This is a genomic window from Paenibacillus sp. WG02 (assembly GCF_055396115.1).
This window is the reverse complement of sequence record NZ_AP036016.1, coordinates 2,455,565-2,467,388: the sequence shown is the minus strand read 5'-3', so window position 1 is coordinate 2,467,388 and position 11,824 is coordinate 2,455,565. Positions and strand designations below refer to the sequence as shown.

The 11,824-nt window shown below is 46.3% G+C and carries 7 protein-coding genes and 2 pseudogenes; all 9 read right to left on the bottom strand.

Translation table 11 applies throughout. The annotated features are described in order from the left end of the window. Positions 1 to 104: 104 nt before the first annotated feature. Positions 105 to 2,354, bottom strand: a complete 2,250-nt coding sequence (locus ACBP55_RS11115; protein WP_464651514.1) for a cache domain-containing protein — start codon at positions 2,352 to 2,354, stop codon at positions 105 to 107. A 163-nt stretch (positions 2,355 to 2,517) separates the two neighbouring features. Beyond that, positions 2,518 to 2,778 (bottom strand): annotated as a pseudogene (locus ACBP55_RS11110) (sigma factor); the annotation flags it as partial. 92 nt (positions 2,779 to 2,870) lie between these two features. Beyond that, a pseudogene (locus ACBP55_RS11105) lies at positions 2,871 to 3,290 on the bottom strand (formylglycine-generating enzyme family protein); the annotation flags it as partial. 255 nt (positions 3,291 to 3,545) lie between these two features. Beyond that, positions 3,546 to 5,018, bottom strand: a complete 1,473-nt coding sequence (locus tag ACBP55_RS11100) for an arylsulfatase (RefSeq protein ID WP_464651512.1) — start codon at positions 5,016 to 5,018, stop codon at positions 3,546 to 3,548. A gap of 24 nt (positions 5,019 to 5,042) precedes the next feature. Next, positions 5,043 to 6,593, bottom strand: a complete 1,551-nt coding sequence (locus ACBP55_RS11095) for a sulfatase family protein (RefSeq protein ID WP_464651510.1) — start codon at positions 6,591 to 6,593, stop codon at positions 5,043 to 5,045. 19 nt (positions 6,594 to 6,612) lie between these two features. Beyond that, positions 6,613 to 8,121 (bottom strand): sulfatase family protein, encoded by a 1,509-nt coding sequence (locus tag ACBP55_RS11090; protein ID WP_464651508.1) that lies wholly within the window; start codon positions 8,119 to 8,121, stop codon positions 6,613 to 6,615. Positions 8,122 to 8,201: 80 nt separating this feature from the next. Further along, positions 8,202 to 9,833 (bottom strand): ABC transporter substrate-binding protein, encoded by a 1,632-nt coding sequence (locus ACBP55_RS11085; protein WP_464651507.1) that lies wholly within the window; start codon positions 9,831 to 9,833, stop codon positions 8,202 to 8,204. Between the two features lie 62 nt (positions 9,834 to 9,895). Beyond that, entirely contained in the window at positions 9,896 to 10,783 is an 888-nt protein-coding gene (locus ACBP55_RS11080; RefSeq protein ID WP_464651505.1) for a carbohydrate ABC transporter permease, read from the bottom strand. Between the two features lie 16 nt (positions 10,784 to 10,799). Beyond that, positions 10,800 to 11,735: an ABC transporter permease gene (locus tag ACBP55_RS11075; protein WP_464653287.1), complete on the bottom strand. Its 936-nt coding sequence runs from the start codon at positions 11,733 to 11,735 to the stop codon at positions 10,800 to 10,802. Positions 11,736 to 11,824 lie beyond the last annotated feature (89 nt).

Sequence of the window (11,824 nt, the reverse complement as noted above, 5' to 3'; positions counted from 1 at the left end):
TAACCGCTTCCAAAAAAACAGTAAATCCCCACTCTACGATCTGAATGGGGAATTTCCGCTTTATATCAGGCTATGTTCAAAAGTGTACATTGGCATCCAAAAGGCTACATCATCTTTTTACGGTACTCGCCTGGGGTAATACCCTCGTATTTTTTGAAAAACCGGATGAACGTATGCACGTCATTATAACCAATCGCCTCGCTAATGCTTTGCAGCGATTTACTTGCATCCCCTAACAGCCTCTTGCCCTGCTCCAGACGGTATTCTGTTAAATATTCCAACGGGGCTTTGCCTGTTTCCGCCTTGAACAGTCGCCCTAAATGTCCGCTGCTGATTCCTACAGCTTCAGCAACATCAGATATGGCGATATTGCGTTCATAATGCTGTTCCATGTACATCAAGGCTTCTCGGATATAAGGCGGAAAGCTCCGCTCGTTTCGTACTTCGTGGACGTAATCCATCATTAAGTCGAGAGTGGCATGAATATAGGATTGCAGTTCGGTGCTGTTTCGGTATTTCTGTAAATTCAGCAAGCTTACTTCATCCATAAGCTCCCCAATATCGTAACCTTCCTGGACGAGCGAGCCCAACGTATGGCTCATTAGCATCACAATCATCTGCTGCAGCTTAGGCAGCGAATAGCGATTCTGATGAATATATTTCTCGAATAGCTGCCACACCAAATCTTCAGCTGCTTGTCTGTCTCCCGCCAAAATCGTGTTCAGAAACAGCTTCTGGTACGACACCGGATAGTCGAACTTCAGCTCTTCCCGAGTTCCATCTGCATACACCATATCTGAGCTAACTAAAAATGCTTTGTAGGTAACAGCCCGGCGAGCCAGCTCATAGGCTTCATGTACCATTTCCAACGATCGAACACCTCCGACCACAGCATGGAGCCAAACAGACCAACGCTCTTGCGCCTCGCTCATCATTTGGCGGTAGCACTGCACCAAACGCTCTTGTTCCTCAGCCTGAAGCTTCGTCGAAGGCAAGTTGAGGATGAAGCCAAACATGTTTCTGTCCAAAATAGTCCCTGCTACTGAGAAGTGGGAGGTCAAAATACCCTCTGCCAAGCTGTATAAGTAAACACTATTCCCCTGCTCATCTTCCCTGACAGGCGTTTCTGCAGCTATGAGGAGGACAAGGAAATTCGGATGTTCGAAACGAAGGCCTGTCTGCGCGAATCGTTCAAGGACATCGTTGTCGTTGGGCAGATGATGATGCAGCAGCTCCTGTACCAAATGATCCCGGATTATCGGCACATTTTGCCTTACGGTTGAAATCAGGTTGCCAATGGCATCGTCCACGATATGGAAATCATCCGTCTTGCCTGTATCGAACGGCCGGATCACGAATTCTCTCAGCTGCTCGGCCATCCTTCGCCACGGATCATAAAGAATCGAGGCGAATAAGTAGGAAACGCCTAATCCCGCAAGCATAATCAGAAGCAAAATAAGCAGCGCACGGCCCACATCCACCTTCATCTGATCGCTGTACACACTATAGGGTGTTAGCTGCAACGTGGTCCAACCATAAGTCTGACCTTTATGTGCCGTTACAAAATACCGACCGCCAGCAAGCGTCATGACATCTGTCCGCAGCTCCCCCAGCGCTAGATGCTGAGCCAGTCCTTCGGCATCCAGCCCTTCGATCGAATGGGAGATGAGTCCGTTCTGAGGATCAAGCACCAAAGTAGGCCCCGCTGCATCTGTTGGCAGGTTAAGCAACGTTTGCATAAAGCTAATCTTTTGAATGTCAATGACGAGCATCCCTAGCGGCGTTTGCATCGTAGCCGGAATTGATCGGGCAAACGTAAGCATCTCTACATCTGGCGTACCTGAGATTCCTTTTACCGTACGAACGCCCGTCCATGAGGTGTACCGTTCTTTCGATTTTTGTCTTAGGCTCGTAATAAAAGCGCTGTCATAATAATCAGCTATTTTGTACAGCCCTTCATTTGTCGTCAGCACCTTGTCGTTCTGGTAAATATACAGTGCAAGCGAATAAAAGATCGAATTGGAGGTTGTCCATCCTCGAAGCTGTTCTTTAATAACCGAATAGTCGTAAACCGAAAGGTCATACGGACGGTTTAACAGATCATAAATCGAAGGTGTCAAGGAAAGCTGTGTCGCAAGTTGATTCATATTGTCACTCATACTGTCTATATGGCGTCCGATCCGGTCTAGTCGATTAGCCGATGCGTTCTCGATTTCACTCGTCAGCTGATTCGATGACCTATATAAGTTGAAGGAAAGGAATAGAACTGCCGGAATTAGTATCGTAACAAAGAACAAAATGAGATGCTTGCGAAAGGCAGCTTTGCGAAACAGTTTCTTCGGTTTCCACTTCAAACTTCTTCCTCCTTACTACTTGCTTCTAAACCTTTTGTCTATAATATCACGCTTGAAAGGAAGTCGCACGCAGCATTCTCAACGCTTAACCGATTTACACCTACGAACGTACAGAAGGAGCAGCCAGTTAACCTTCTTGGTAAGAAGTTACCGTCTCAGCGAAACCAAGAATGTCGATGAGCGTAATTTCATCCCCCTCTTTGTCCGTTCCGATGGGATTATGCAAGGATACATCCCTGCGCGTTTTCTTCAACGAGCGAAGATGCATAAGTATTTCACTTTCTATACAGCGTGCTGCGAAAGTCGCGAGCTTGGCCCCTTTGTTCGGCGAAAACGACTCGATGACCTTGATCAATCCGATCGTCCCTATCGAGATCAAATCCTCGAGATCTTCTCCTGTATTGTCGAATTTTTTGAGCTTGTGTACTCGAAACAACGTAAATCAGGCGTTCACCCTGAGAGTGAACGCCATTAAACCAAATCGGATTTAGCCACTTTGGCGACATAAAAGTGTAACTATACATCAGCAGCACAACGAAAACCTATATTTCCTGCAGAACTGTCAGGTGTGTTCTTACTCCCTGCCGCCACACGATATCGATTGCAATAGGAGGCATGACACAAGTACGAACCTCCCCTTAAAACCCTGTTGTCTCCAGATGGAGGGCCAGTGGGGTTATCCTTTGTGCCATTGATATGATAGGTAGGGCTAAACCAATCCGAGCACCATTCCCACACATTACCAGCTACATTGTAAAGGCCGTATCCGTTTGGTTCAAAGGATTTGGCAGGCGCCGTGCCCGCATACCCATCGCTAGCGTTATTTTTCTCTGGGAACTTTCCTTGCCAAATATTGCACATATGCTCTGTCAAGAGCCTTTTCCCCGACCATCGGCAATATGAGACTGCATCATTCCAGGATACACTACCTCCCGGCAGCCCTTTCGAAATTGGACTATAGTTTTTCGTTAGAGTTCAATAAGCGTCACGCGCTAGCAACGTGCAAATTCCTATGAACTTTAACTCATACTTAGCAGAGCGAAATTGGTCTCATACCCTTGATAAAAATAACTGAATCACGATAATTATCTATCCCTTGCAAAAACAGAAAAACATCACTTCGGAGCCTTCTACTTTTTCACGCTATAGCAGCTATGCCGATGAGATGTGTTTCAAGCATTCATGTTCTTATCATTGTAAAGCAGATTCGCCGGATACCCGCGCTTTATAATATGGCGATATCAAAAACGGTTTATCCGCTTGGCTGAGCAGACGCTTGCCGTCGGTAAGCCCCGCTCCTCTGGGTACCAGCTCTGCAATCAATCTGTCCCTCCAACGCTGCAGCTCTAATTGAGCCCCTGGTTCATCAGAAAGATCATGGCATTCACCAGGATCGACATTCAGATCAAACAATTGTTCCGTATCCAAACGTGGAAACCAGATATATTTCGCCCTTCCGTCCGTCACATACTGCATCTCTTGTTCCTCCGAATAACAAGTGCTATGTTCGCCATGAACATAAGAACGCCAATCCGTTCCGTTGCCTACAATGAGCGGGACCATGCTTTTACCATCCACGGAATGGGGAATATCCAATCCTGCCGTATTCAATATAGTTGGCATAACATCATGAACGGTAACAGGTTCACTTATTTTTGCCTTGCCTTTGCCAAAAGCTGCTGGCATTTTTATGATCATAGGAATATGGGAGGAGCCTTCGTACGCATAGGTTTTTCTCCACAGATGGTGATCGCCTAACATATCGCCATGATCCGATAAAAACACAATCATCGTGTTATGGTAGACGCCCTCACGTCGCAAGCAATCCAGCAAACGGCCTATCTGGTGATCGATATGATGAATGAGCCCGTAGTAGCCTGCACGAGCACGCCGAATTTCCTCTGGCTTTCGTATCCCTCTCCAAGCGACGGGACTTGCTGCGTCAACAGGTTGATCGTGCATCGAAGCCCAATTCCCAACAACCGGCATGGGAATTTCTTTATTTTGATACAGATCAAAGTAAAAAGGTGGCGCATCGTAAGGAGAATGCGGTCTAGCAAAGGAAGTTTTAAGAAAAAAGGGCTTTTTGGGATCTCTGCGCTTAATAAATGAAATAGATTCATTAACGGTCCAGTTCGTCGGATGAAGAAACTCCGGAGCATGATAAGGTCTAGCCATCCAGGAATTCCAATGGATTCCATGATCGACAAAATCATAAGCTCCGGTCTTATGTTGGTCAAACCAGCTTTTGTAGTCAGAAACAAAGTTAGGATCCTCAATCCGACCTGATTCGTCCAGGATCGTGTTATGAAAGCCGTTTAATGCCCGTTGAGGGTAAAAATGCATTTTCCCGACGCCTTGCGTATGATAGCCAGCTCGTGCTAATTCTCCGGGCAATGTGTGAGCAAAGCCTGTTTCCATCGGTCCCTGCCCTCCCCCCATCCCCAATATGCCGGTATGCCAAGGGTCCATTCCGGTCATTAGACTCGCTCGGGTTGGAACGCAAGAAGGAGAAGGTGTATATGCGTGTTCAAAAACCGTACCTTCTGAGGCCAGTGCGTCCAGATTAACAGTTTCGATTGTCTTATTCCCATAGCACCCTAATGTATCCCATCTTTGTTGGTCGGTCATCAGCAACAGAATGTTCGGTTGTTCTACAGACATGAAATCACGCTACCTTTTATAGATTTACCAATTCGATACTTTTCCTGCTGAGGGATGGTCCGTCTGGCAGTGAAGCTCTAGCAACTCTAGGTGCATCGTTGCCTGAATGGGGGCGGTTTGTTTCGTCCCGGCGATATTGTCTGTTTCATAAGGATCGGTTAGATGATCGTACAATTCACACTCGCCGGTGGAAGGGTACCATGTATAACGGTATTGATCGTTCCAGAGGCTGAAGTTATGATCGGACGGCCTATCGCCATAACATGCGACTTGAACCGAGGTGGAGAGCGCCGTTCCATGCAGCAGAGGCAGCATGCTTCGCCCCTGCACATCTTCGGGTACCTGAATGCCCACCAAATCGCATAATGACGGCAGAATGTCAACGTTGCTTACCGCAGCATCGCATGTTTTTGGCCAAATATCCACAGTTTGCGGGACTTTCATGATTAGAGGGATATGGTTCAAAGCTTTACAGCCATGCTCGGATTTGAACACCAGTCCGTAATCGCCCAAATATTCACCATGATCGCTGGTAAAGAGAATAATCGTATGATCTGCAAGGTCGAACTGTTCCAACGCAGAAAGGATGCGGCCGACCGAACGGTCGATCAAATGAATCATTGCATCCGTATATTGTCTGGCTAAACCGATAAAGTCTGAACCGTAACGCTGACTATTGTGAATCGCTTGTTCCTGATATAACTGCCTCTGGGAGCCAGGAATTTCCCCAGTCCCCTGCTTACGTTCATACATAGGCATAACCTCTTGCCCCGCAAATAGATCGGCCAACTCTGTGGGTGGAGTAAATGGGAAATGAGGATCGGGGAAGCCGAGAAACAGAAAGAAAGGTTTGTCTTCATCAGCCCTGTGGCTTAGATATGAAATTGCCCTATCTGCAATCCATGTCGAGCTATGTGCTTCAACCGGAACAACACTCGGATAAAGCAGTCCATGGTTGGAACTGTTCCCACGATACTCGCCGGACCTGACTTTAGCGGCAACATCCGGGTATTCACGCTCCAGCCACTTACCATAATGCCCCGTATAGTTTTCGCCGTGCCCAATCGTCATCTGAACCTGTTCGAATCCATAATAAGGTCCGCTCCACGTATCCATATCCTCTTCCGCCCAACATATCCGAGATTCCTCGAAGTGGCTGCTCCGGGGAGCATTGGTACATGTGAAATGAAGCTTGCCAATCGACGCTGTGCGATAACCCGATTCGGCAAACACATCGGCCATCGTAGGCACATGGCTGATTGTGTTCGAGCTGATCGATTGTCCACCATTCATCGGATGGTCTGTGATATGACTGCCCCGTGGGATTGCAACGCCGTTCGCATATACACCATGCCCATTCGGGTAACGTCCGGTGAAAAATGAAGCCCGTGAAGGCATACAAACGGGATGGGCGCTGATATGCCGATGAAATAACGTCCCCTCCGAAGCCAGACGGTCGATATGCGGCGTCAGAGCATAACGGTTTCCAGTGCAGCCGAGACTATCATATCGCTGCTGATCCGTATGAATAATGAGTACATTCGGTTGTCTGCGACTATCGCCTTGCTGCTCCATTCAATTAATCTCCTGTCTATTAAGCGTGATGCAGTCTTGGCATCCATAAGGGCTCTTTGCCCATTTCTGCCCATAGAAATGAAAGCAGCAGCTCCGACTTGATACGCTGATAGGGTGGTGCATCCCATTGATTGCAAAGCTCTCCCGGATCCTCCTTCAGATCAAACAATTCCCCATAGGAGCGGCTATAGTAGACGGTTAGTTTATATCTATGATTCACATAGGTTCTCACATGCATTGTGGTCGGTTCATTTCGATGCTCGCAAATGATATGATCCCTTGCTTCGAGTTGTCGGCAGAGCCATACGTTACTCTGATCCACGCCGGTCATTGTTCTTGGAATGGAATGGCCTGCAAAGCTTAAGAACGTCGGAGCCAGATCAACGAGAGACTGCATCGCACCAGAGACCGTTCCGGCAGGCACTACACCCGGATAACGGACGATAAAGGGAATTTTCAACAAATCTTCGTAATGAAACGCACCCTTTAACTGCAATCCGTGCTGTCCGAAGAAATGACCGTGATCTGTCGTGTAGACAACGATGGTATCTTCCGTAAGACCAAGCTCATCCAGTTTATCCAGAATGCGGCCAATATATTTGTCCATAAAGCTGATCATGCCGTAATAAACCGCCATATTCTTCTTCTGTGTCTGCTCTGGAATCAAGTGGCTGCTGAAACCATGAACCCCTTTTCCTGTTTCCTGATAAAAAGAAAAGTCGGGATTGGCTTGCTGCGTTTTACCAAAATGAGGCGGATTCAGCTCATGCTCACCAGGCGTAAGTGCCGGCAGCGTCAGCTGTTCGGGATCGTACATGCTGGACCACGGCTCCGAAACCAGATAAGGCGGATGAGGGTCGGGGAAGCTAGCCCACAGCATAAACGGTTGATCCTCGCTTTGAAATTGTTCCAGATAGGCATTCGTCCGCTCCGTAATCCAGTTATTATAGTGAACTTCCTCCGGCAGCGACCAATGGTGCTCCGTCCCATAAGGCAGGGTGCCCGTCGGTTCCGCGAAATGAGCTTTCCAGTCAAATCCCTGTTCCTCCATCCATATGGCGTAATGCTGTCCAGCTAGATGTTCATGCGCATGGTTGCGCAGCATTTCTACGTGTTTGAATCCGTAGAAAGGTCCCTTAAAGCTCTTCCAAAACTCCAAATCCTGAAGCTGCTGCTCGCACTCTATCGAAGGATACATTGGTGTTGATATCAATGGCTGAAAGTGACCCTTACCAATGAGCGCTGTTTCATATCCGCTTGCTTGCAGTTCTTCTCCCAAAGTCCGTGCATCCTCAGGCAACTTGGTTCCCAATGCCCAAGCACCGTGTTGACTGGGGTACATCCCCGTAATGATCGAGGAACGGCTAGGTGTACAAGTTGGGTTCGGACAATACGCCCGGGTAAACACTGTGCCTTCCCGAACAAGACGATCCAAATTCGGAGTCGAGATTTCGTGATTAAATGTACCAATGGTGTTCCAGTGCTGCTGATCACTTGTGATTAACAAAATATTCGGCTTCTTCGCCATAGCCATTTCTCCCTGTCTGGATTGATAAAGGATGTCCCGATACCGCAAGAAGCGAATATCGGGACGGTAAGAATGCGCATCTATTTGACGGTTTGATAACGGGTATAAGCGTTTTGGTATATATCCATCATTTCCTTCAATCCCATTTTATCCAGCTTACTTATATATTCGTTCCATTCCGCATCCAGCGTGCCATTCATAACCCACTTCGTTTGCATTTGTGTAATGTAATTGATGATATCGGTCTTAAGCACTGCTACCCTTTCCGAATCTTTGGTATCCAGCATCATACTTGGCAGTATCATTTTTTTCATAAATGGCTTATAGGCCGCCAAATACTCAAGTCTCTTTTTTACCGATTCATTGGGCTCTATCTTGCTTGCCGTTGCTTGCAGGATGGCTTTGGCCGAAGTATTGCCCGGTGCTTCACTGGTACGGAACTCATCAAAGCTCATACCCTGAGGGGTCGGCATATAACCGTAGGTGCCATCCGCTTTTTCTGTTAAGGTTACACCAATAGGTCCATTACTCCATTGCAGCGCATTCTTTTCCTTATACAATTCATTAATCCAGCGAAGAGATGCTTCAGGGTTCTTGTTCGAAGAAGTAATCGCAAATCCAGCCCGGGTGAAGTAACTTGCTTCATATTCATTGTAAAGTTGAGTACCGCCTGGGCCCTTCAATGGTGGCAGCGCGATGTACTGATCGGCATACTCCGGACCAACAACGTTCGTTGCTAGAAAACCGCTAAATGCACCATATACGGGAGCTCCCTTGCTGCGTCCCTTAGCAAAATACACATTGCGGTCATGTGTAAAAGCCTCCTGATCGATCAATCCTTGCTTGTACAATTGGTTCAAGTACTTCGTCGCTTCCTTGAAGCCCGGCTGCACAGTCGTTAAAGCGACTTTATTATTTTCGACCATGATGTGCTGTCCATTGTCAAGTGAACCGAAAGCTCCGCTGAACGAATAAATCCCGTTTAAAGCATTACCGTATAAAAAACTGAAAGGTATTTCATCTGGCTTTCCATTCCCATTCGGATCTTTTTCCTTAAATGCTTTTAATACCTGTTCAAATTGCTCGGTTGTGGTCGGCACTTGCAGATTTAATTTGTCCAGCCATTTCTTATTGATGAACGTGACCTCACCAATCATATTTTCTTTGCCTTCCTCAATGCTCGGAATTGAATAAATATGCCCATCCGGTGCGGTGATGGTCTTCTTAATGCTCGGGTTCTTATCCATCATCTCCTGAATTTGGGGGGCGTACTTCGGAATCAAGTTCTCCAGCGCGATAATCAAACCCTGCGGACCATACCGAATCAAATCGTCATCCGATAAGCTCTCCGGGCCGAAGAACGCATCAGGTAGATCGCCTCCGGCAAACATCAGATTCTTCTTCTCTGGGTAACCTTGTCCTGCGGCTGTAGCATCCCATTCGATGTGTACATTCGTCTCATTCTCAAAATTCTTGATGACCTGCATCTCCCCATGCGGTTTCTTCTGCTGGGCCGCTTTGGTCGTCACCATCTTAAGTGTCAATTTCTCCTTCACAATTGGCAAACCTGTAGCGTTTAAATTAGCAGGCTCTTTCCCATTGTCTTTACCCTTGCTTGAATCTACATCCTGCCCTGTGGAACAGCCGGAAAGCAGAAGCGCAGAAGCTGTCGCGAATACAAATCCCGATCTCACAATAAGTTTGGTTCTCATAGCGATAAAATCCCCTTTCGATTATCCAATGTAGTAGTTTCATATCTTGCAGCTAATACCGCTTAACCTTTGAGCGAACCGATCATGACGCCTTTGACAAAATATCTTTGCAAAAACGGATATAAAATGAGGACAGGCAAACTAGCCACTATAATGACTCCATATTTCATCACATCGACGATCCTTAACATTTCCGCATCGTCTTTAGCCGTAATCATCATATTATCCTGGGTCTGGTTCACAATGAGAATTTCGCGAAGAACGATTTGCAACGGGAATAAGGACTCATTACGCAAGTAAATTAATGCTTGGAAATAAGAGTTCCAATGACCCACTACACTGAATAACACCATCACAGCCACGATCGGCATCGAAAGCGGCAGCACAATCTTGAAAAAGAACTTGGCATCTGAGCAGCCGTCTATTTCCGCAGCATCCTGCAGTTCTTTGGGGATTGTCGACTGAAAGAACGTCCGGGTTATGATGATATTAAAGGCACCTACGGCATTGGGAATCACCTGCGACCAGATCGTGTTCGCCATGCCGAGTTCCTTAACCAGTAAGTACGTCGGGATTAGTCCTCCACCGAAAAACATTGTGAATACGATAAGAAACATGAATATTTTCCGACCAACCAGATCTGTCCGGGATAAAGCATAGCCGGCACCCAGCGTAAGCGTAACGTTGATCGCCGTTCCAAGAGTCGCATAGAACAGTGAGTTCCGGTATCCCGTCCATATTCTCTGATCCGTAAATATCCGCTTGTATCCTTCCATGGTGAAACCATCAGGGATGATCCATACTAGACCTCCATTGACGCTATTCGGATTACTAATGGATGATATGATGATGAGATATAGCGGATACATCACAATTAACATGATCAGAGTCAGTAAGCTGTAATTGAGAATGTCGAACCACCGGTCTGCCCGGCTTTGTTTCAAAATCATGCGAGATCCTGCTCCTCTACCATAAACTTGTCTGTTTCATGGACTTAGCGAGTTGATTAAATGATAACAGCAGCACAAAGTTAATCAGTGAATTAAACAGACCAACAGCTGTGGAATAGCTGTATTGAGAACTTAACAGTCCGGTTTTGTAAACGTAAGTTTGAATGACCTCAGACGACTCGAGATTCAACGGATTCTGCATCAAATAGATTTTTTCAAAACCTACAGCCATAAAACTCCCGATATTCAAAATAAGAAGGATCATGATGGTCGGCAGGATCGAAGGTAAATCGATATGCCATATTCTTTGCACTTTATTGGCTCCGTCAACAAGAGCGGCTTCATGCAAATCGGGGTTCACTGCAGTCAGCGCCGCCAAATAAATAATCATGGACCAGCCTGCACTTTGCCATATGCCAGAAAAAACAAAAATCGATTTAAACCATTCCGCGCTGGCCATAAAATAGATCGGCTCTGCCCCCAACCATTGAATCAATTGATTAATTAATCCGCTTCGCGGCGATAGAAACAGATAAAGCATTCCTACAATAACGACAACCGATATAAAATGGGGGGCGTACGTTACGGTCTGAACCAATCTTTTGAACCTTGAATGAGTGACTTGATTCAATAAGAGCGCCAGAACAATCGGAATCGGAAAAGCCACCAACAATTCATATACATTAATCATCAGCGTGTTATACAAAACCGTAGTAAATTGAAACGAGTTGAAGAATCGTTCAAAATGTGTAAAACCTACCCAAGGACTGCCCATAATTCCTTTAACCGCTACGAAATTTTTGAAAGCAATGACCAAGCCATACATGGGAGCATACTGAAAGACAAGAAAATATAAAAGCGTGGGAAGAAGAAATAAATACAATTGATACTGCTTACGAATGCGCTTCCATTTATGCAAAAGGAAAGATTCATGCGAAGAATTCGCTTTCATTGATGTCTGATTCGCAAGTTTCAAGAGATCACCTCCAAAATCCATTTGTTATCGATCCACCGTACCGCGGCACCTTAAACAATAACAAC

Coding starts and splice junctions, on each gene's coding strand:
- ACBP55_RS11075 (WP_464653287.1), bottom strand. CDS start 11,735: ATGAAAGCGAATTCTTCGCATGAATCTTTCCTTTTGCATAAATGGAAG.
- ACBP55_RS11085 (WP_464651507.1), bottom strand. CDS start 9,833: ATGAGAACCAAACTTATTGTGAGATCGGGATTTGTATTCGCGACAGCT.
- ACBP55_RS11095 (WP_464651510.1), bottom strand. CDS start 6,593: ATGGAGCAGCAAGGCGATAGTCGCAGACAACCGAATGTACTCATTATT.
- ACBP55_RS11100 (WP_464651512.1), bottom strand. CDS start 5,018: ATGTCTGTAGAACAACCGAACATTCTGTTGCTGATGACCGACCAACAA.
- ACBP55_RS11080 (WP_464651505.1), bottom strand. CDS start 10,783: ATGATTTTGAAACAAAGCCGGGCAGACCGGTGGTTCGACATTCTCAAT.
- ACBP55_RS11090 (WP_464651508.1), bottom strand. CDS start 8,121: ATGGCGAAGAAGCCGAATATTTTGTTAATCACAAGTGATCAGCAGCAC.